The organism is Streptomyces sp. SBT349 (assembly GCF_001083795.1).
In the GTDB taxonomy this organism is placed as follows: domain Bacteria; phylum Actinomycetota; class Actinomycetes; order Streptomycetales; family Streptomycetaceae; genus Streptomyces.
Window position 1 is genome coordinate 14,392 of record NZ_LAVK01000037.1, and the last position, 18,665, is coordinate 33,056.

General features: G+C 72.0%; 19 protein-coding genes and 1 tRNA gene. 8 read left to right on the forward strand and 12 right to left on the reverse strand.

Features of this window, described 5'->3' with window-relative positions; all coding sequences use genetic code 11:
* Positions 1 to 139 precede the first annotated feature (139 nt).
* Positions 140 to 1,354 (forward strand): M6 family metalloprotease domain-containing protein, encoded by a 1,215-nt coding sequence (locus tag ADY01_RS07320; protein WP_049567607.1) that lies wholly within the window; start codon positions 140 to 142, stop codon positions 1,352 to 1,354.
* Between the two features lie 94 nt (positions 1,355 to 1,448).
* Here the strand turns inward: ADY01_RS07320 and ADY01_RS07325 are convergent.
* The 3 genes from ADY01_RS07325 to ADY01_RS07335 all read right to left on the reverse strand — a co-directional run bounded on the left by ADY01_RS07325 (position 1,449) and on the right by ADY01_RS07335 (position 2,962).
* A tRNA-Lys gene (locus ADY01_RS07325) sits at positions 1,449 to 1,522 on the reverse strand.
* A 50-nt stretch (positions 1,523 to 1,572) separates the two neighbouring features.
* Positions 1,573 to 1,929 (reverse strand): hypothetical protein, encoded by a 357-nt coding sequence (locus ADY01_RS07330; protein WP_049567610.1) that lies wholly within the window; start codon positions 1,927 to 1,929, stop codon positions 1,573 to 1,575.
* Between the two features lie 43 nt (positions 1,930 to 1,972).
* Entirely contained in the window at positions 1,973 to 2,962 is a 990-nt protein-coding gene (locus ADY01_RS07335; protein ID WP_078900079.1) for a phosphatase PAP2 family protein, read from the reverse strand.
* A gap of 155 nt (positions 2,963 to 3,117) precedes the next feature.
* Between ADY01_RS07335 and ADY01_RS07340 the strand changes: the two genes are divergently transcribed.
* Positions 3,118 to 3,738, forward strand: coding sequence for a histidine phosphatase family protein (locus ADY01_RS07340; RefSeq protein WP_049567613.1), 621 nt, complete (start codon positions 3,118 to 3,120; stop codon positions 3,736 to 3,738).
* Between the two features lie 28 nt (positions 3,739 to 3,766).
* On the opposite strand, the gene ADY01_RS07345 is transcribed toward ADY01_RS07340, so the two are convergent.
* Positions 3,767 to 5,122 carry a hypothetical protein gene (locus ADY01_RS07345; RefSeq protein ID WP_049567676.1) on the reverse strand — a complete coding sequence of 452 codons (1,356 nt, stop codon included), beginning with the start codon at positions 5,120 to 5,122 and terminating at the stop codon, positions 3,767 to 3,769.
* A gap of 169 nt (positions 5,123 to 5,291) precedes the next feature.
* Between ADY01_RS07345 and ADY01_RS07350 the strand changes: the two genes are divergently transcribed.
* Genes ADY01_RS07350 through ADY01_RS07360 form a run of 3 tightly spaced genes read left to right on the forward strand, consistent with a single transcriptional unit; the run spans position 5,292 to position 6,851 of the window.
* Entirely contained in the window at positions 5,292 to 5,654 is a 363-nt protein-coding gene (locus ADY01_RS07350) for a hypothetical protein (RefSeq protein WP_049567616.1), read from the forward strand.
* Positions 5,655 to 5,697: 43 nt separating this feature from the next.
* The gene (locus tag ADY01_RS07355; protein ID WP_049567619.1) at positions 5,698 to 6,564 is read left to right on the forward strand and encodes a spermidine synthase; all 867 of its coding nucleotides are present in this window, start codon (positions 5,698 to 5,700) and stop codon (positions 6,562 to 6,564) included.
* 50 nt (positions 6,565 to 6,614) lie between these two features.
* Positions 6,615 to 6,851, forward strand: a complete 237-nt coding sequence (locus ADY01_RS07360) for a hypothetical protein (protein WP_159001015.1) — start codon at positions 6,615 to 6,617, stop codon at positions 6,849 to 6,851.
* A 283-nt stretch (positions 6,852 to 7,134) separates the two neighbouring features.
* Here ADY01_RS07360 and ADY01_RS07365 read toward each other — a convergent pair whose 3' ends face one another.
* The 4 genes from ADY01_RS07365 to ADY01_RS07380 form a co-directional block, all read right to left on the reverse strand.
* A complete protein-coding gene (locus ADY01_RS07365) occupies positions 7,135 to 7,314 on the reverse strand; it encodes a hypothetical protein (protein ID WP_049567625.1) in 180 nt (59 codons plus the stop codon).
* 28 nt (positions 7,315 to 7,342) lie between these two features.
* Positions 7,343 to 7,858 (reverse strand): glycine-rich domain-containing protein, encoded by a 516-nt coding sequence (locus ADY01_RS07370; protein WP_049567628.1) that lies wholly within the window; start codon positions 7,856 to 7,858, stop codon positions 7,343 to 7,345.
* 495 nt (positions 7,859 to 8,353) lie between these two features.
* Positions 8,354 to 8,674 carry a hypothetical protein gene (locus tag ADY01_RS07375; protein ID WP_049567635.1) on the reverse strand — a complete coding sequence of 107 codons (321 nt, stop codon included), beginning with the start codon at positions 8,672 to 8,674 and terminating at the stop codon, positions 8,354 to 8,356.
* A 146-nt stretch (positions 8,675 to 8,820) separates the two neighbouring features.
* Entirely contained in the window at positions 8,821 to 9,258 is a 438-nt protein-coding gene (locus ADY01_RS07380; protein ID WP_049567639.1) for a hypothetical protein, read from the reverse strand.
* Positions 9,259 to 9,773: 515 nt separating this feature from the next.
* On the opposite strand from ADY01_RS07380, the gene ADY01_RS07385 reads away from it, so the two are divergent.
* Both ADY01_RS07385 and ADY01_RS07390 read left to right on the forward strand, forming a co-directional pair.
* Positions 9,774 to 11,132 carry a hypothetical protein gene (locus ADY01_RS07385; RefSeq protein WP_159001021.1) on the forward strand — a complete coding sequence of 453 codons (1,359 nt, stop codon included), beginning with the start codon at positions 9,774 to 9,776 and terminating at the stop codon, positions 11,130 to 11,132.
* Between the two features lie 25 nt (positions 11,133 to 11,157).
* A complete protein-coding gene (locus tag ADY01_RS07390; protein ID WP_049567646.1) occupies positions 11,158 to 11,712 on the forward strand; it encodes a GNAT family N-acetyltransferase in 555 nt (184 codons plus the stop codon).
* Positions 11,713 to 11,916: 204 nt separating this feature from the next.
* Here ADY01_RS07390 and ADY01_RS07395 read toward each other — a convergent pair whose 3' ends face one another.
* The 4 genes from ADY01_RS07395 to ADY01_RS07410 are packed head-to-tail and all read right to left on the reverse strand — an operon-like array spanning position 11,917 to position 16,642.
* Positions 11,917 to 13,335 carry a GH1 family beta-glucosidase gene (locus tag ADY01_RS07395; RefSeq protein ID WP_049567649.1) on the reverse strand — a complete coding sequence of 473 codons (1,419 nt, stop codon included), beginning with the start codon at positions 13,333 to 13,335 and terminating at the stop codon, positions 11,917 to 11,919.
* 56 nt (positions 13,336 to 13,391) lie between these two features.
* Positions 13,392 to 14,303 (reverse strand): carbohydrate ABC transporter permease, encoded by a 912-nt coding sequence (locus ADY01_RS07400; RefSeq protein ID WP_049567654.1) that lies wholly within the window; start codon positions 14,301 to 14,303, stop codon positions 13,392 to 13,394.
* Positions 14,303 to 15,343 carry a carbohydrate ABC transporter permease gene (locus ADY01_RS07405; protein WP_049567657.1) on the reverse strand — a complete coding sequence of 347 codons (1,041 nt, stop codon included), beginning with the start codon at positions 15,341 to 15,343 and terminating at the stop codon, positions 14,303 to 14,305. The genes ADY01_RS07400 and ADY01_RS07405 overlap by 1 nt, the downstream gene beginning before the upstream one ends.
* Positions 15,344 to 15,370: 27 nt before the next feature.
* Positions 15,371 to 16,642 (reverse strand): extracellular solute-binding protein, encoded by a 1,272-nt coding sequence (locus ADY01_RS07410; RefSeq protein ID WP_049567679.1) that lies wholly within the window; start codon positions 16,640 to 16,642, stop codon positions 15,371 to 15,373.
* Positions 16,643 to 16,951: 309 nt separating this feature from the next.
* On the opposite strand from ADY01_RS07410, the gene ADY01_RS07415 reads away from it, so the two are divergent.
* Positions 16,952 to 17,989, forward strand: coding sequence for a LacI family DNA-binding transcriptional regulator (locus ADY01_RS07415; RefSeq protein ID WP_049567662.1), 1,038 nt, complete (start codon positions 16,952 to 16,954; stop codon positions 17,987 to 17,989).
* Positions 17,990 to 18,665: the final 676 nt, after the last annotated feature.

An 18,665-nucleotide genomic window follows, 5' to 3' on the forward strand; every position in this document is an offset into this window, starting at 1 on the left:
TACGGATCGTTCCCGAAGGGATGATACGCAGGGTAATCGTACTGCCCATGACTCGGGCGGCCTACCGAAACAGGACGAAGCGCTTCATATCTGAACAGAGTGGTGACGGTGTCCCCTTCAGGCCGGATCGGAGGCCGATGTGCGCCGCGCCCGCGGAAGACCCGCCGCCGTACTCGCCGCGCTGGCCGTCCTGCTGGGCGCCACGATGACCTCGGCCCCCGCCACCGAGGCGATCGCCGACGAGCCGTGCACGCTGCCGCGCTCGCCGACGCACCACTCGGAGGGCGTGGACAGCTGGAACGACACGTACCCGCGGGCGGTCGGCACCGTGCGGGCCGTGATGCTCTTCCTCTCCTTCCCTGACGCCGAGCCCCGGCTCAGCCCGCGGCGGATCGCGAAGGACTACTTCCCCGCCACCACCGACTTCTTCCGCGACGCCTCCTACGGCAAGCTCGACCTGGCCGCCGACGTCGAGGCCGAGTGGCTGCGGATGCCCGCCGACTCCGTCTCCTACGGCATACAGCGGGACTGGGAGCCGCGGTCGCGCTCGGCCTATCTCCGCGACGCGCTGAAGCTCGTCTCCGGCCGCGTCGACCTCGCCGACTACGACGTCGTCTACCTGGTCGCCGACCCCGACGCCCCCGGCGTGGACCCGGACGCCACCAAGGTCGTCAACTTCGACAAGCCCGTCACGGTCGGGGACGCCGAGGTGCGCCGCCTGGTCACCGTCTTCGAGCACCGCAAGCCGGACCGCAACGTCCTCGCCCACGAGACCGGCCACGTCTTCGACCTGCCCGACCTCTACGACAGGCCCGAACGGGGCCACGGCGACTGGGACACCCATGTGGGGGACTGGGACCTGATGGGCAGCCAGTTCGGCCTGGCCCCGGAACTCTTCGGCTGGCACAAGTGGAAGCTGGGGTGGCTCGGCCCGGGGCACGTCGACTGCGTGCGCGCCTCCGGCACCACCCTGCACACCCTCCAGCCCATCGGTGCGCCCCTGGAGAAGGGCAACCCCGAGTCGGACACCCGCCTCGCCGTCATCCGCACCGGCCCGGCCGAGGCGCTGGTCGCCGAGGCCCGCACCCCCGGCCGCAACGACGGCCGCAGCTGCACCAGGGGCGTCCTGCTCTACCGGGTGCGCAGCGACGTGGCCTCGGCCGACGGCCCGATCGACGTCCTCGACGGTCACCCCGACACGAGCGCCTGCCACGCGGCCTCCGTCCACCCCCGCCTCGCGGACGCGCCCCTGGAGACCGGCGAGAGCTACTACGACGCCACGGCGGGCATCAGGATCGAGGTCGGAGAGCGCACGGTGACCGGCGGCTGGAACATCAAGGTCGTTCGCGACTAGGCGCTGTCCGGGCCGCGGGAAGGGCCGTGGGAGGGCCGGTGAACGAGGAAGCCCCCACCCGCCGGAACCGGCTGGTGGGGGCTTCCCCTGTCGGTGCGCCGCCAGGGACTCGAACCCCGGACCCGCTGATTAAGAGTCAGCTGCTCTAACCAACTGAGCTAGCGGCGCCTGCTGACGTCGTAGACCTTAGCACCCCCGCGTGGCGGAGAGAAAATCGATTAGTCGCGGTCCCGCAGCAGCTCACGGCCGTACTCGATCATCTTCAGCGCGTAGTCCTCGGTCCATCCCGCCCGGTCGGCGACGGCCGCCGCGGGGAGGGCGTCGAAGCGCGCGGGGTCGGCCAGCTGGGCGGCCGCCATCGCCTGGTACTCGACGGAGCGGTCGGCCGCGGCCTGGAACGCGACGGCGAGCTCCGTCGCGCGGTCGAGGAGCCGGGCGGGGTCGGTGATGGACTCCAGCGCGAAGAAGTGCTCCTCCTGCCGCTGATCCGCGGGTGGCTCGAAGAACAGCGCGGCGGGCCTGCGGTGACGCGGCCCGCCTTTCGGCGGCTCGGGAGCCCGGCCGGAATCAGCCATCGGTGGATCAGCCTCCATGGTCTGGGCATCGCGGTGCGTCACATCACGTCGGCGGAGTGAGCTCCTGGCGCCGCGCCGACGTTCCATTGTGCCGCGCCGGTGTGCCCCAGCGCCTTGGTGCGTCCTGAAGGCGACCCGCGCGCCGTGTGCGCCGGTGTGCGTTTGTGTCGGGAGGCAGGCCGTCGCGCCCCGCGCCCACGCTGTCCTTCTCCGTACTGTCCTTCTCCGTACCCACGCTGCCCTGACGCGTACCCGGGCCGTCCTCTCGCGTGCCGGGCGCGAGACCGCTCAGGCCGAGCGCCGTCTTGATGCGCTCCCCGGTGCGCAGCAGGGGGCGCGCCAGCAGCAGCCCCGCCGTCATCACGGCGGCTCCCGCGAGGGCGTCGAGGAAGTAGTGGTTGCCGGTGCCCATGACCACGATCGTGGTGATCAGCGGGTACCCGACGGCGAGGGCGCGGACGAGCGGGTTGCGCGCCCCGTAGTGCCACAGGGCCACCCCGCACCACACCGACCACCCCACGTGCAGACTGGGCATGGCCGCGTACTGGTTGGTGAAGTTCCCCATGCCGCTGGGCGCGCTCGCGTCGTCGGCCCACCAGCCGTACCCGGCGTACTGCGCCAGGCTGTCCACGAACCCGTAGTCGCCCGGCAGCAGCCGCGGCGGGCTGGTCGGCATGAGCGTGAAGCCGACGAGGCCGAGCACCGTGGAGGCCAGCAGCCAGGTCCGCATGAGCCGGTAGTGCAACGGGCGCCACCGGAAGAGCCAGAGCAGGATCGCCGGCGTGACGATGTAGTGGAGCGAGGCGTACGCGAAGGAGGAGGGCACCCCGAGCCACTTCTGCTGGGTGAACAGCTCGTTGAGCGGGTCCTCGGGATGCAGCCACAGCGAGGATTCGAGCCGCAGGATCGTCAGACCGTTGTCCACCGCGGTCCCGACGTCGCCGCGGGCGAGGAGCCTGGCGCCGGAGTAGGCCGCGTAGACGACTACGATGAGTAGCAGCTCGGACCACCAGCGTGGCCTGTCTCGGGGCATGCGCTAAGACTCCAGGTTCACGTCGTCGTCGGTCTGAGGGCCAGCAGGTGGTGAGTCCACCGTACGGCGACCCCCGGTGGAACGGACGCCGGGGGAGCCCCTCCCGGTTGCGTGCGGGATGATGAGGGGCAGATGAGACAGAAGAGGGGACGTCCATGGCCGCGCACATCCTGCTGATCCGGCACGGAAGGACCGCCTGGTCGGTCTCCGGGCGCCACACCGGACGCACGGATGTACCGCTCCTCGACGAGGGGCGAGCTCAGGCCAAAGCTCTGGGCGCGCGGCTCCACCAGCCGCCGTGGCTCGGGCTGCTCGGCGCCGAGGTCCGCACCAGCCCGCTGTCCCGGGCGAAGGAGACCTGCGAGCTGGCCGGCCTGGCCGCCGAGGCCACCGAGTGGGACGCGCTCCAGGAGTGGGACTACGGCGAGGAAGAGGGCCTGACCACCGAGGAGATAGCCGCGCGCAAGGGCGGCGACTGGGTCATCTGGCGCGACGGGGTCACCGGGGGAGAGACCCTGGAGCAGCTGTCCGACCGCGCCGACGAGGTGGCCGCCTGGGCGCGCGGGGCGCACGCCGGGGGCAGGAGCGCGGTGCTCTTCGCGCACGGCCATATCCTGCGCGCGGTCGCCTCCCGCTGGCTCGGTCTCGACGTCCGCTTCGCGGCCCGCCTCCGCCTGGACGCCGCGGCGATCTCGGCCCTGGGCTGGGCCTATGGCGAGCCCGCCCTCGAACGCTGGAACGACACGGCGCACCTGGAGCTCTCCTCCGGAGGGTGACCGGCGCCCGCTCCCGCGGACCGTCCCCTCAGGCGGTCGGCGTCTGGCGCTCCAGGAAGGCGGAGACCGTGGTGTCGCGGCGGGCCGGCCGCAGGCGGTCGGCCGTGCGGGCCAGGCGGGCGTGGACGCGCGAGGAGCGGACCTGGTCGAGGTGGTCCAGGGCCCGGTGGCCGAACGCGGCGGCCTCCTCCGGCTCGCCCGAGTCCACCAGGCGGCCCGCCAGTTCGGCGGAGTAGAGCGCGATGTTCCGCGCGAAGTGCGGCTCGCGCAGCGCCGCGGCCACGGCCCGCCGCGACGCCTCGGCGGCCCGCGGCCGGTCCCCGAGCGCGGCCCAGGAGGCGGCCTCGAGGTCCGCGAACTCCGCCTCCCCGAAGAACGACATCCACTCCGGGTCCGCGCCGCTCGCGCCCCGCGCGACGTGGACATGGGCGCGCGCCAGCGCCTCCCGGGTCCCGCCGCGGTCGCCCATCCGCGCCCAGCCGCCCGCCTCGCGGAGCGCGAGCAGCGCGAGCAGCTGGTGCGAGCCCAGCGCGCGCGCCGCCTGCTGCCCGGCCTGCGCCGCGCGCACGGCCTCCCGGGGGCGTTCGGCGTCCCCGGCCAGGAAGGCGGCGTTGCAGAAGGCGTGGGCCTCCAGCGCGGGGTCCGCGCTGACGCGCGCCATCGCCAGGGCCTCGGCGTAGTGGGAGCGGGCCTCCTCCGGGCGGCCGGAGTCGTGGGCCAGCCAGCCGACCGAGATGGCCAGTTCGCCCGCGCCGGCGTGCAGGTGGTCGTTGACCGTCTCCGTGCGCGCTCCCGCGTCGAGCAGGGCGCAGGCGGTCCGCAGGGCCTCGCCCGCCGGGCGGTACAGCACGTCCGCGCCGTGCCGGTCGTCGAGCAGGCGGATGTCGGTGACCGCCTGCCACACGGCCGCGGCCTCGGAGCCGCCGGGGCGCGCGGGCCCGGCGGAGGCGGGGTGCGCCGCCCCCAGGGCGGCCAGGGACGCGACGGCGGCCGGGCCGCCGGTCATGAACGCGCGACGCAGCACGTCGCCCTCCTCCGTGGTGTAGGGGTCGTGGTCGGGGTGCGGTAAGAAGGGGTCGGCGGAGCCGCAGCCGCCACGCGGTCGGCGCCCGCGCACCACCTGACGGGGCTCGAACCCCAGCTCGGTCAGGGAACGTCCCGGGAACATATGAAGGAATACCCGTTCATAGGCGTAATTAGGGCACCTGATCTCGCCCGCCTCGACGCGCCCGATGTACCGGGCGTCACAGCTGACGCGTTCGCCGATCTCGTGCGCCGCGCGCCGCACGGCCGACGCGAACTCCCCCTGGGACTTGGCGCCCCGGAGGACACGGAAGGTGAGGTTGGGTCCGGAGGCTCCCGGCGTGGAGGGTGACGTCGCCATGGCCGGAAGGTACCGGCTGTACATGAGCCACTACGGTGAGTTTCGCTACAAAACGGATATCCCACCCCTGATCCGCCATGAAGTGCCACCCTTTGCGGCGGTCCTCGGCCGTACCCGTTGACGTCGTCCGCGCGTTGTACACAACACGCGACTGGTTGAAGGAGGACCCATGGCGGACACCGGCGAAGCGGCGCCCTGTGACCTGGTCACCGTGCCGGCCCGGGAAGGACTGGAAGCCGTCGACATCCTGCGCCTCCGGGAAGGCGTCGGCCCCGTCCTGCACGACAGGGAGGGCGACACGCTCGGCTTCATCGTGCCCGCGGGTACCGCCGAGGGCTGGGATCTCCCGGGGAGCGCGTGCATCCAGACCTACACCGGCGCACGCCGGGGCACGCAACCCCCGGTGACCGGGAGCGGCTGGCTCGTTCCACCGGAGGGCACCGTCATCGCCGCCACCGAACCGGAGCGGTTGCGCGCGGCGCTCAACGAGGCGATCTCCCTGCTCCGCGTCGTGGACCGCTGCTGCCGGTAGAGCCCGCGGAGCCCGGCCCGGCGCCTGCCGTCACACTGGGGGTGTGGCGAGAATCAGACAGCGGCGCGGCCGTGGCAAGGAGACGGTCGAGGAGCCCGTGGACGGGGGGCTGGCGCGACTGGTCCCCGACCTCTACCGGGCCGGGTCCTGGGAGCTGCTGATCGACGGCGCCCCGCAATCGCACGTGGACCTGGCCGACCCGGCGCACCTGGTCTTCGAGTACCAGCGCAGGCTCGGCCACTTCGCGGATCTGGCCCAGCCGCCGGGGCGGCCGATGTCGGTGGTCCACCTGGGCGGCGGCGCGCTGAGCCTGGTCCGCTACATCGCGGTGACGCGCCCCCGTTCCGAGCAGCAGGTCGCCGAGCCCGACGCCCGGCTGACGGCCCTGGTCCGCCGGGAGCTGCCGCTGCCGCGGGCGGCGCGGGTGCGGATCCGCCCCTCCGACGCGAGGGAGATGCTCCGGAAGATCCCCGAGGGCTGGGCGGACCTGGTGATCGCGGACGTCTTCGACCGGGCGCGCACGCCGGCGCATGTGACCAGCGCGGAGTTCCTCGACGAGGTCCGCCGGGCGCTGCGCCCCGGCGGCTCCTATGCGGCGAACGTCGCGGACGGGCCGCCGTTCGGCTACCTCCGCGGCCAGCTGGCCACCGCGGTCAGCCGCTTCGCGGAGGTGGTGCTCACGGCCGAGCCCGCGGTGCTGCGTGGCCGCCGGTACGGCAACGGCGTGCTGTGGGCGTCCGACCGGGCGCTGCCGCTGGTGGATCTCGGCCACCGGTGCGCGGCCGACCCCTCGCCCGCGCGGGTCCTGGCGGGGCGGGAGCTGACCGACTTCGTCGCGGGCGCGGCGGTGGTGGGGGACGCCACGGCCGTCGCCTCGCCGCCGCCCCCGCCTGGGACGTTCGGCGACTGAGCGCGGGCCTGGGCGGGCCGTTGCGGTCCCCCGGGCCCTAGGGTCGGGGGATGACCAACGGGGATATGCGGAACGGGCCTTGCGGCGTCTGTGGCGCGGACGAGGTGTACCAGGGGGAGTTCACGGGGCAGGTGGGCCTGCGGCCGGTGGGGGTGACCCTCGGGAAGCGGCCGGTCTTCGACGTCTACCTCTGCGGGGCCTGCGGCCACGCGCAGTGGCACCTGAAACTGACGCCGGGCCTGCGGTCCTACATCGAGCGGCGCCTCGACCGCCGCCCGCCGCGCTGACGCCACGGCGGGGCATGAAGCAATGCCCTCGCCCGCGGTCGGGCCGGCGCTCATCGCCCCATCTGTCGGTGTGGCCGGGGTGTCGGGGCCGGACGAGAGCCCGCTACGCACACCCGTCTGACCTGCGACAATGCCCTGACCAGCGGCGGAACTCCCCGCTTCAGCACACTCGTTCCCATCCTGACCCGTCTCGGCCCGTCTCCGTGTTCCCGCGGGAACACGGAGACGGGAACGCCCGGCTACCAGATGGTGTTCCGGTGGTCGGGGCGTGGGGTTGCGCGGGTCAGTCCACGGTCGGGGGGCGGCGGTCCGGCGGCAGGTCGTACACGAACCCCCGCACCACAGGCGGCCCGTCGCGCCGCGGTGTCCAGCGCCGGGCCTTGTCGATGCGCGCGACGATGTCGGCGTACCGCGGATCGGTCCAGCCCCGCCGGTCGCCGCCTTCGTTTTGTTCGCCCGTCATGGCCGCCTCTTTCCGTGGGGTTCCGGTATCAGAGGGTAGTGGTTGGGGTGGGCTCCTTCTCGGCCGGTTTCGAGACGCACGTGACGATCGGTCCGCAGTTCGGGCCCGGGGAGTGCTGCGCCGGGGCGACGACCGGGATCGTGTCGTCGCCCGGGCCGCGCCAGAGGTCCCCGTCCACCGGGTACCCGGCCGCGGCGATGGCGTCGGTGGTGCGGGTGAGCCAGTCAGGGCCGTAGCTGTCGCGGGTGCTGCCGGGCCGCTCGGGCACGTGGTGCACGAACTTCCCGAGCCTGCGGGCCAGGTCCTCGTAGAGGCGGGTGTGGAGGACGAGGGCGTGCCAGCCCTCGTCCACCACGCGAGACGGTGCCATTGGTGCGGTGGTGTCGGCGGCGGTGGCCACGAACGCGAGGGCCTGTGTGGTGATGCGCTCGGCCAACCCGGGCTTCATGCCGGGGTTGTTGTCCAGCACGGTGGCGGCCACCGCGGCGAAGTCCTCCGGCGTGAGGAGGGTGCGCGGGTCGCGCGTTACGGTTGTGGTGCTCATTCAGTTCACTCCTTTTGGGTTGCTGGGTGATGCGGCCCGTCCCGGTGCTCGCCTTTCCAGGGGCTTGGAGCGCCGGGGCGGGAGCTGTTGGGCTTGGCCGGTTGCTGCCCGTCGGCGGATCGGCCGGCGCGGAGGGCGGGGTCGGTGCACCCGGCTGTCGTGGCCGGTGAGGGTCGTGGCCAGAAGAGGAAGAACGGGTAGATCGGAACTCCTGCTCGGTTGGTTCGGACGGTGGTGACGGTTCTGCACCGGGCTTACCGGACCCGGCGCAGGACACCGCGGCGCTGGCAACTCGGGCACTGCATGAGGGCTCGCTCTCGCTCGTGCGGTTCGCGGGTCCCCGGCGGCCACGAGGTGGCGGCCGGGGGTGCCGCTCCGGGCGGCGCCGGCCTACGAGGCGCGCCGCCGGTTCCCCGGCCGGTCACGCACGGCCGGGGAGCCTGGTCCCCGCCCGTCTCCGGGTGGGTGGGAATCAGCTCGGAGGCGGGCGGGAGGTCATCGGTGTCCGCGAGGTTGTGCGGCGAGGAGGTCGGCAGGCCGGTCCCGCTCGATCCGGTCGGCCTGCTCCATGCCGTAGAGGTGGCCGATGCACGCCTCGCAGGCGTATGCCTGGGCGCTCGCATCACCGGCGATGCCGCCGATGGAGACCGGCCCGAGCCAGGTGACGGCCTGCATCACCTCCGGGTCGCAGCCGATCCAGCACCGGCCGATCACGCGTTCCTGGATGCGGCGCCCGGGATCGGGCAGCGAGAGGTTGATCCGCTCGTTCACGATGCACCTCCGGGCGAGGCCGAGCAGGGCGGGTCGCAGGCCCACAGCTCTATCGGGCGGTCGAGGAAATCCGGCACGGCGCCCACGCGGCGGGATCCGTGCAGCATCCGGCCGTGACACCAGACGCAGGCGCACCCCTTCAACTGCACGATCGTCAGCGTGCGCGTGCTGGGCAACTCCTCGGCCATGGGTCACCGCCCTGCCTCGGCTGCGGGTACGGCGTGGAGCTCGCCGCGGGTCGCTGCGCGGAGTTCGGCCACCGCGGCATGGACCTGGCGCCACACCTCCGCCAGCTCCGCCGGCATCAGCAGGGCCGTCCCCTCAAGCGCTGTGAGGCTGTAGGTGGTGACCACCTGCTCGATCAGCGGGCGAAGGTCCGGGCGCGGGCCCAGCGCCGAAAGCCGCCTGACGAGGCGTTCGGGCATAAAGTGCTCGGGTGGGTAGCACAGAGGCTCACCGTTGCCGAGGTTCGGGCGTTGCGCGAGGGGGATGTACCGGCCGGTGATCAGGCACGAGCCGCAGACGCTGAGGATCCAGCCGTCCGGGTGCTCGGCCACCGGCACCGGGTCGTCCGCGCGTCTGCGGCAGTCGATGCAGGTCGGGACCAGGGTCGGCAGCAGTAGGATCATGACGCGCCGCCGGAGCAGCTGTGCAGCGCGAGCGACTCCACCATGTCGTCGCAGCCGGGGCAGCGTTCCGTGGGTTGTGCCGGCGGGCACCGGCGGCCGTCGATGAGGGTCGGCGGCTCGTCTCCCAGCGGGGGCGGCGCGGGCTCAGGGCCGTCAACCCGAGCCGGGAAGGCGGTCACCGCTGGGCTCCGGGCCGCACCGCGTCCCACCACCGGCCGAACGGTAAGGCCCGCGTGCCCTCGGCGGTCGTAGGCAACCAGTAGGGCGGCGCTGCTGCGGTGTTCATGGCGTAGCTCCCCTCAGTGGGGTGATCGCGTCATCACGTACCGCAATCGTCCTCGCGCTCCTTCCCCACCTACACCCTCATCGGCCCCCCATCTCTCGCTCCCCGAGTGACCCCCTACCGTCATCCGCCCCCCATCCGCCCGTCAGACGCCGCAGGCCCCGTTCCCGGATCGCGGGCTCGCCCTTAACGTCATGACAGGCCTCCGAACTCACCCATGACGGGGGACGGCATGACAGGAACACTGCTGCGAGTCTTACTGCGCCAACGCAGCTGGAACTATCCGACCTTCCGGGCCCGGTACGAACGGGCGGCGCGCGAACTGGCGGAGATCGACGGAAACCCCGCCCTTGCAGCGCTGTCTGTTTCAGAGTCCACCTACGAACGGTGGTGCGCGGGCGCGGTTTCTCCGCAGCCGGACGCGCGGCTGGTGCTGGAGCACCTGCTTGGGTACTCGGCTGCCGAACTCCTCGCGCCACCGCCCGCGGCCGAGCCGCACCCGGCGAAGCCGCGCCCCACCAGGGGGCTGATCCACAGTTCCGCCGCCGACCCTGGCGCTGCGGACGAGCACGACATGGGAAGGACCGCGTCGATGGCAGCACAACGCGCCCTGAGATGGGCCATGACGACCGAGTCACAGCAGGTCGGTCCCGAGACGATGGCGCACGTGGAAGAGGAAGTTCACCGCATCGCCGCGGCCTACCCCCAAGTTCCGCTGAGCGCCATCCTCGATGACCTCGTGGAGATTCAGGACACCATCTTCCGCATCCTGGAGAGCGGCGGGGCCAAGCCGAGCCAGGCGCGGAACCTGCATCTCTTGGCCGCGATCACCAGCGGCATGCTCGCCAAGGCATCTCACGATCTGGGAGACCCCGCCAGCGCCATGCGCCAGGCCCGTGCCGCGTTCGTCTGCGCCGACCAGGCCGACCACGCCCCCGCGCGGGGATGGGTACGCGGTCTCCAAAGCCTCATCTCCTACTGGGCAGGGCGTCCCCAAGACGCCAGCCACTACGCCCTCAGCGGCGGCGCCGCCGCACCGCAGACGACCGGCACGGTTCGCATCTGGCTCGCCAGTCTCCAGGCCCGCGCAGCTGCCGTGCTTGGTGACGCCGAGGGGATGCGCGCGGCCACTCGTGCAGGTGCGGGCGCCCGTGAACGAGTTGAGGTTGACGACCTTGACGCGATTGGAGGGCTGCTGACGTTCCCGCGTGTCCGTGAGCTGTACTACTCCGCTGAGGCCGAGGTGCTTCTACCGGGATCGACTCCGACCGCGGAGCAGCATGCCGCCGAAGCTGTGGAAGCCTACGAGGCGGTGGATCGCTCCGAATGGGCATACGGCGACGAGGCGGGCGCGCGCACCAACCTCGCCCTCGCTCGTATCGCGGGCGGCCGGCTCGACGGCGTGGCGGACGCGCTCCGGCCTGTACTCGACCTCACCGCTGCGCAGCGGAGCGCCGGCATCGTGATCAGCGCACAGCGCGTGCACCACGCCCTCAGCTCAGGACCGCACAGGACCGCTGGCGCGGCCCGCGAACTGCGTGCTGAGATCGAGGCGTTCGCCTCCGCACCGACTCGGGCTCTCTTCCGCTGATCCGCCCCGAGTAGCATCCCCGGGCATGCACCCGGTCAGTTACACCTCTGAGCGCCTGGTTCTGCGGGAGCTGACCGTAGACGACGTGGACGCCGTCCACGCGATCTACGGCAGCCAGCAGGCGACGGCACATCTCTCGTTCGAGCCGCGCAGCCGCGATCAGGTGGGCCACATCGTGGCCCGCTCGATGGTCGCGGCTGTCGCGGCGCCGCGCTCGGAGTTCGCGCTTGCAGCCTGTGAGCGCGAGCGCGGCCGACTCGTCGGGTACGTGCGGCTCGCGTTGGAGGGACAGCAGGCAGCGACCATCGGGTTCGCCCTTCATCCCGATGTGTGGGGCATCGGCTACGGCACCGAGCTGGTGCGTGCCCTGCTGGGCTTCGGCTTCGACTCCCTGAAGCTGCACCGGATCTGGGCCGCAAGGTCGCCGCAGAACGAAGCGTCCCGTGTGGTCCTGATCCGCGCCGGGCTGGCTGAGGAAGGCCACATTCGAGATCATGTCTTCGTCCGTGGCGCGTGGCGCGACTCCATCGTCCACTCGGTTCTGTCCCATGAATGGGCTGGCGGGGCGCCGCGGGCATGACGGAACGCCCCCTCCCCTCGGGTGGCGGCTGCCTCCAGCCGGGACTACGACCAGCGCCGCCCGCCGCGCTGACGTGAACCGGCCCCCGCCTCGCGGCGTGGTGTGCGCGCGAGGCGGGGGCCAGGCCCCCGGCGTCCCCCTTTCCGGGAGGGATCCGGAAAGGCTTCCGGGAGGACGCGGGGAGTCTGTGCGCCCGGCGGCCGGTCAGCCGCCGGCCGGCAGGCGGCCGGAGCCGGCCACGCCGGCGTACCAGCGGGCGCTCGCCTTCGGCGTGCGCTGGAGGGTGTCGAAGTCCACGTGGACCACGCCGAAGCGCTTGCTGTAGCCGTACGCCCACTCGAAGTTGTCCAGCAGCGACCACAGGAAGTAGCCGCGCACGTCCACGCCCTGCTCGATGGCCTGGTGGACGGCGGTCAGGTGGCCGTGGAGATAGGCGATCCGGTCCGGGTCGTGCACGGCGCCGGCGGCGTCCATCTTGTCGTCGAACGCGGCGCCGTTCTCCGTGATGTAGAGCGGCAGGTTCGGCACCTCGCGCTGGAAGCGCGTCAGCAGTTCGGCGAGGCCGGTCGGGTCGATGACCCAGCCCATGTCGGTCCGCTCGCCCGGCGCCAGGTGGAACTCCACATCCTCCGAGCCGACCCAGGGCGAGTGCTCGGAGGAGCCGTGGCCGTCGTTGCGCGCGATCTTCGCGCCCTCGGTGGGGGCCGAGACGACGGTGGGCGTGTAGTAGTTCAGCCCGAGGAAGTCCAGCGGCTGGTGGATCAGCGCCTCGTCGCCGTCGCGCACGAAGGACCAGTCGCTGGCCCTGGCGGTGTCCCGGCGCAGGTCGTCCGGGTAGCCGCCGTGCAGGACCGGGCCGGTGAAGATCCGGGTCTGGAGCGCGTCGATGCGGCGTGCCGCGTCCTGGTCCCCGGGCGAGTCGGTCTTGGGGCGGGCCACGACCGGGTTGAACGTGATGCCCACCTCGGCGTTCCGCGGGAGCACGGAGCGGAGCGCCTGGACCCCGAGGCCGTGGGCCAGGTTGAGGTGGTGCGACGCCTTCAGCACCGCCTCCGACTCCGTGCGCCCCGGGGCGTGCACGCCGGAGCCGTAGCCGAGGAAGGCGCTGCAGAACGGCTCGTTGAGGGTGATCCACGAGGTCACCCGGTCGCCCAGCGCCTCGCCCACGATGTGGGCGTACTCGGCGAACCGCTGGGCCGTCTCCCGTTCCGGCCAGCCGCCCGCGTCCTCGAGGTCCTGCGGCAGGTCCCAGTGGTAGAGGGTGATCGCCGGGACGACGCCGCGTTCCAGCAGGCCGTCGGCCAGGGAGCGGTAGAAGTCCAGGCCGCGCTGGACGGCCGGGCCGCGCCCGGTGGGCTGCACCCGGGACCAGGACACCGAGAAGCGGTAGGCGCCCAGGCCGAGTTCGGCCATGAGGCGGACGTCGTCCTGCCACCGGTGGTAGTGGTCGCAGGCGACGTCTCCGGTGTGGCCGGCGTGCACCTTGCCGGGGGTCCGGCTGAAGGTGTCCCAGATCGACGGGGTGCGGCCGTCCTCGCGGGCGGCCCCCTCGATCTGGTACGAGGCGGTGGCCGAGCCCCACAGGAAGTCCGGTGGGAAGACCCGGGGTTGGTTTTCAGTCATGGAAGCGCTCCCATTCTTGCTCGTAGAGAAGGTATCAACCGCGTGTGCCGGGGTGCTCAGCCCTTGAGCGCTCCGTGCATGATGCCGCCCACGATCTGCTTGCCGAACAGCACGAAGGCGATGAGCAGGGGCAGGGTGCCCAGGAACGCGCCGGCCATGATCACCCCCTGGTCGGGGATGTAGCCGCGGCCGAGGTTGGTGAGGGCGACCTGGACGGTCGGGTTCTGCTGGGTGAGCGCGATGATCGGCCAGAAGAACTCGTTCCACGCCGCGACGAACGTGAGCATGCCGAGCACCGCCATCGCCGGTCTGGCGGCGGGGAAGACGACGTGCCACACCACGCGGAGGCTGTTCGCCCCGTCGACGCGGGCCGCCTCGATGAGCTCGGTGGGCAGGGCCTGCACCAGGTACTGCCGCATGAAGAACACGCCGAAGGCGCTCACCATCGTGGGCAGGATGACCGCGTGCAGGTGGCCGGTCCACTCCAGCTCGGCGATCGCCATGAACAGCGGCACCACCGTGAGCTGCGGCGGGACCATCATGGTGCCGATGACCAGCAGCATCATGAAGTTCTTCGCGCGGAACCTGAGCTTGGCGAAGGCGAACCCGGCGAGCGTGGCGAAGAGCACGGTGGAGACCGTGATGGCTCCGGCGACGAAGAGCGTGTTGGTCATCGCCTTGACCATGTTGGCGTCGTTCCACGCCCGTTCGAGGTTGTCGAAGAGCCTCCCGCCGAACCAGAAGGGCGGGGTGCGCTCGCTCAGGCGGGCGTTGTCGTGCGAGGCGGCGATCGCCGAGTACAGCAACGGGACGACGGAGCCGACGGCGAAGATGATCAGGATGAGGTAGGTGAGCCAGCCGGCGTGCTGCTGCTTGCCCGCGGCCCTGACGCCGCGGCGGCGCTTGCCTGGCACGGTCGCGGGGGTCCCCGCGTCCTCCTCGGGCCTGGTCTGGATGACGGTGACCATTACTCCTCCTCGCCGGTGCTGCGCCCCACCCAGCGGGTGATGAACGCGTAGAGCAGCCCGATGACGATCAGCAGCAGGAACATCGTCCACGCGATGGCCGCGGCGCGCCCCAGGTGCCGGTTGGTCCAGCCCGTCTCGTACATGTACAGGCCGAGCGTCTGGTACTGGCCCTGCGCGCCGCCGGTCTCGTCGCCGCCGAAGAGCATCGGCTCGCCGAACAGCTGGGTGGCGCCGATGGTCGAGACCACGATGGTGAACAGGATGGTGGGGCGCAGCGCGGGCAGCGTCACATAGCGGAACTGCTGCCAGCGGGACGCCCCATCGAGCGACGCCGACTCGTACAGGTCGTTGGGGATGGCCTGCATGGCGGCGAGGTAGATCAGGGTGTTGTACCCGGTCCAGCGCCAGATGACGATGGAGGAGACGGCGAACTGGGAGCTCCAGTCGCCGGCCTCCCAGGAGACGCCCTCGATGCCGACTTGGCCGAGGGTCCAGTTGATGACGCCGTAGTCGCCCTGCCCGTAGAGCATGACGAAGACGAGGGCCGCCGCCGCGATGGAGGTGGCGTAGGGGGTGAGGATGGCGACGCGGAACAGCATGCTGCCGCGCATCCGGTAGTTGAGGAGGTGGGCGAGGCCGAGCGCCATCATCAGCTGCGGCACCGTGGAGATGATGCCGATGGTGAACGTGTTCTGGAGCGAGCTCCAGAAGAACTCGTCGTCCCACAGCCGGGTGAAGTTCTCGAAGCCCACCCACTCCAGGTCGTTGGGGTTGTTCAGGTTGACCTGGTGGAGCGAGGACCAGCCCGTGTACAGCAGCGGGAAGAGGCCGAAGGCGGCGAAGAAGAGGAAGAAGGGGGCGATGAAACCGTAGGGGCTGTACTTGATGTCCCATCGGTAGCGGCGCGAGCGCCGCGCCTGGCGGCGCGCCTCCTTGGGGGTCGGGGGCGGTGAGGCGGTCCGCCCCGGCTCCCCGTCACGGCGCGGGGCCGCGCCCCCCGAGGATACGGGGGGCGCGGCCTCTCGGTGTTCAGTCGTCATCAGTCAGTCCTGATTCTCGATCCCTGATCACTCAGCGACGGCGTTGTCCAGCGCGGCGACCACGTCGTCCCAGGCGTCGTCCGGCGACAGGCCGTTCTGCTCCAGGGCGAGCAGGCCGTCCGTGATGCCGTCCTGGACCTGCTGGTCGTAGGGGCCGATGACGGTCGTCGGCACGTCGGCCGCGGCCTGCGAGAAGATCTGCCCGATCGGCGCGTCGTTGACGTACGGGTGGGTGGCCTCCAGCACCTCGGGGAGCTGCTGGGCCTCGGCCGAGCTCGGGTAGCTGCCGCGCTCGGTGAAGAAGACGGCCTGCTGTTCGGGGGCGGTCAGCCAGGCGGCGAGCGCCACGGCCTCGTCGTGGTGCTCGGTGGCCTCGGGCACGCCGATGAAGGAGCCGCCCCAGTTGGACGGGCTCGGGGACTGGGCGATGTCCCAGACGTCCTCGCCGCCCTCGCCGGCCTGCGACTGGATATAGCCGAGCATCCAGGCCGGGCAGGCGGGCAGGGTCGCGAAGTCGCCGTTGGCCATGGCCTGGTTCCAGTCGTCCTGGAACTGTTCGAGGCCGCTCGACAGGCCGGCCTCGGCGGCCTGCGTGGCCAGATCCCAGGCGGTGGCGACGGATTCGTTATCCGCGTAGGCGAGCTCGCCCTCGGCGTTGTAGTACCGCTCCTCGTAGGCGGAGACCACGGCGTTGAACATGCCGCCCGCCGAGTCGAGGTAGGCGACGTTCTCGGGACCGTCGGCCGCGAACTGCTCGCCGACCGCCAGGTAGTCCTCCCAGCCGCCCGCGAACAGCTCCGTGACCTCCTCGCGGTCGGTGGGCAGCCCCGCCTCCTCGAAGTAGTCGGTGCGGTAGCAGACGCCGGTCGGGCCCGAGTCGGTGCCCAGGCCGATCAGCCGGCCGTCGGCGTCGGTGGCCTGCGCGTTCTTCCACTCCGCGAAGTGGCTCGGGTCCACGGCCTCGAACCCGTTGAAGTCGACCCAGCGGTCGGAGAGTTCGGTGGTCATCTCGGCGATGTTGCCGACCTCGATGGCCTGGAGGTCCAGCAGCCCGCTGTTCTGCGAGAGGCGGGTGCGCAGGCCGGTCATGTAGTCACCGCTGTCGGTGATGGAGTCCTGCTCGATGGTGATGTGGGGGTTGAGTCGCTCGTACTCCTCGTACAGACCGGCCTCTTCGAAGCCGAACTGCCCGAAGACGCCGACCCTGAGGGTGATCTCCTCGTCGCCGTTGCCGCCGTCCCCGCCCTCGTCGTCGCTCGAACAGGCGCCGAGCAGGGCGGTGGACAGAATGGCCGTCATGCCGACGGCGAGGGCTCTGCCCGCGCGCCGGCGCGATCGGTTGGTGGTTCGTGTTGTATTGCTGCGCATGACGTCGTCGTCCTCCTGGCGCACTGACGTTGCCTTCCCAGCCGGGTGGTTGCGACACGTGGGGGATAGGGGGCCTGGGCTCGGAACGTACGGGTTCTGTAGGGTTTGGTAGCCATGGGAGCGCTCCCAGACGTGATGGGTTGAAGGGTTCCCGAGTGCTGAGCGAGTGTCAAGGCGTAGAACGGTTCGTCTCGGATTCCGTGATGTAGTTGGATCCTGGGGCGGAAACGGGAGGAAGCGATGGCAATGGCAAGGCGCGGCACCGGCCGCGATGGAAGACCGACACTTGAACAAGTCGCGGCCCGCGCGGGGGTGGGGCGCGGGACGGTGTCGAGAGTGATCAACGGCTCACCCAGGGTAAGCGATCGCACGAGAGCCGCCGTTCAGCAGGCCATCGCCGATCTCGGGTACGTCCCGCACCGGGCCGCGAGGGCCCTGGCGGCGAACCGCTCGGACGCCATCGCCATGGTGGTGCCCGAGGCCGAGACCAGGCTGTTCGCCGAGCCGTACTTCTCGGGCATACTCCGCGGCGTCTCGGCGGAGCTGGCCGACACCGACATCCAGCTGCTGCTGACGCTGATCCGCACCCCCAAGGAGCGGGCGCGGTTCGCGCAGTACGCGGCCAGCCACCGGGTGGACGGCGTGCTGCTGGTCTCGGTGCACGGGGACGACCCGCTGCCCGACCAGCTGGCCGAGATGGGCATCCCGCTGGTGATGAACGGGCGCAGGTCGGGGGACGAGCTGGTCCCGCACGTGGACTGCGACAACATCGGCGGCGCCCAGCTGGCCGTGGAGCACCTGCTGGGACGGGGGCGCAGCAGCGTGGCCACCATCACGGGCCCCGCCGACATGTACGTCGCCCAGTGCCGCCTCGACGGCTATCTGGAGGCGCTGCGGGCGGCGGGCCGGGAGCGGGACCACGAGCTGGTCGGCCGGGGGGACTTCACCGAGGAGAGCGGGCACTCCGCCATGCGGGAGCTGCTGATCAGGCGGCCCGCGCTGGACGCGGTGTTCTGCGCCTCCGACCTGATGGCGATCGGCGCCCGGCGCGCGCTGCGCGAGATGGGCCGCTCGGTGCCGGACGACGTGGCCCTGGTGGGCTTCGACGACTCGGCGCTGGCCCGGCACATGGACCCGCCGCTGACCAGCGTCAGGCAGCCGATGGAGGGCATGGGGCGGGCGATGACGCGCGCCCTGCTGGCCGAGATCGCGGACGGGCCGCCCGACCGGCCCCGGCTGGTGCTGCCGACGGAGCTGGTGCGGCGGTCGTCGTCCTAGCCGCCGGGGGCGGGCCCCGGGCCGGGGCCGCGACGGCTCAGCGGGCTCCGCGGGGGATGTGACGCGCGGAGAACGGTGACTCACCGCGGCCCCGGACGCGCCCCGGACGTCCCGCCGGGCCGCCTTCGGGGGCCCGGCGGGACGTCGGCGAGCCCTGCCGCGGGCTCGCCGTGCGGCTGCCGTGCGGCTGCCGGGCGGGGTTCCCGGCGGGTCCCGCGCGGCTCCCGGGGCCCTCCGCGGGGGGTCCGTTGCCAGATCGATACCTTCAGGTTGTGAACGCAAAAGCGTCGCGCCGTTTGCGTTCGCCTCCGGTCTCCGAGGGCCGGAGGGCGCCGGGGCGCGGCCCGGGGGAGGCGGATCGGGGCCTGGCCGGGTCGGGGCCCAACTGCCGACAGCGTGAACGGATTTCCCTTCGGTGAACCGTCGCGCGGTGAAATGCCGCGCGCCGGTGGGCCCTTCCCCGCGCCGGAGGGCCAGGGGACATTCCTCCGTTTCCATGCGTTGAACGCACGCCCTCGCGCCCCGAGCGCCGTCCGCCGGGGGCGCGCGCCCCGGGGGGCACGGAGGGCGCCCCGGTGCGCGGCCGGTGCCGTCGCCGCGGCCCAACGCAAAGGGTGCGGGGACGAGTTCACTCTCCGGAGGCGGGCCCCGGGGGCCCGCGGACGGGGACAGGTCG

Excerpts from the sequence above, each read along its gene's own strand:
- ADY01_RS07330 (WP_049567610.1), bottom strand. The coding sequence starts at position 1,929 with ATGGCTGATTCCGGCCGGGCTCCCGAGCCGCCGAAAGGCGGGCCGCGT.
- ADY01_RS07335 (WP_078900079.1), bottom strand. The coding sequence starts at position 2,962 with ATGCCCCGAGACAGGCCACGCTGGTGGTCCGAGCTGCTACTCATCGTA.
- ADY01_RS07340 (WP_049567613.1), top strand. The coding sequence starts at position 3,118 with ATGGCCGCGCACATCCTGCTGATCCGGCACGGAAGGACCGCCTGGTCG.
- ADY01_RS07345 (WP_049567676.1), bottom strand. The coding sequence starts at position 5,122 with ATGGCGACGTCACCCTCCACGCCGGGAGCCTCCGGACCCAACCTCACC.
- ADY01_RS07350 (WP_049567616.1), top strand. The coding sequence starts at position 5,292 with ATGGCGGACACCGGCGAAGCGGCGCCCTGTGACCTGGTCACCGTGCCG.
- ADY01_RS07360 (WP_159001015.1), top strand. The coding sequence starts at position 6,615 with ATGACCAACGGGGATATGCGGAACGGGCCTTGCGGCGTCTGTGGCGCG.
- ADY01_RS07365 (WP_049567625.1), bottom strand. The coding sequence starts at position 7,314 with ATGACGGGCGAACAAAACGAAGGCGGCGACCGGCGGGGCTGGACCGAT.
- ADY01_RS07370 (WP_049567628.1), bottom strand. The coding sequence starts at position 7,858 with ATGAGCACCACAACCGTAACGCGCGACCCGCGCACCCTCCTCACGCCG.
- ADY01_RS07380 (WP_049567639.1), bottom strand. The coding sequence starts at position 9,258 with ATGATCCTACTGCTGCCGACCCTGGTCCCGACCTGCATCGACTGCCGC.
- ADY01_RS07385 (WP_159001021.1), top strand. The coding sequence starts at position 9,774 with ATGACAGGAACACTGCTGCGAGTCTTACTGCGCCAACGCAGCTGGAAC.
- ADY01_RS07390 (WP_049567646.1), top strand. The coding sequence starts at position 11,158 with ATGCACCCGGTCAGTTACACCTCTGAGCGCCTGGTTCTGCGGGAGCTG.
- ADY01_RS07395 (WP_049567649.1), bottom strand. The coding sequence starts at position 13,335 with ATGACTGAAAACCAACCCCGGGTCTTCCCACCGGACTTCCTGTGGGGC.
- ADY01_RS07400 (WP_049567654.1), bottom strand. The coding sequence starts at position 14,303 with ATGGTCACCGTCATCCAGACCAGGCCCGAGGAGGACGCGGGGACCCCC.
- ADY01_RS07405 (WP_049567657.1), bottom strand. The coding sequence starts at position 15,343 with ATGACGACTGAACACCGAGAGGCCGCGCCCCCCGTATCCTCGGGGGGC.
- ADY01_RS07410 (WP_049567679.1), bottom strand. The coding sequence starts at position 16,642 with ATGACGGCCATTCTGTCCACCGCCCTGCTCGGCGCCTGTTCGAGCGAC.
- ADY01_RS07415 (WP_049567662.1), top strand. The coding sequence starts at position 16,952 with ATGGCAATGGCAAGGCGCGGCACCGGCCGCGATGGAAGACCGACACTT.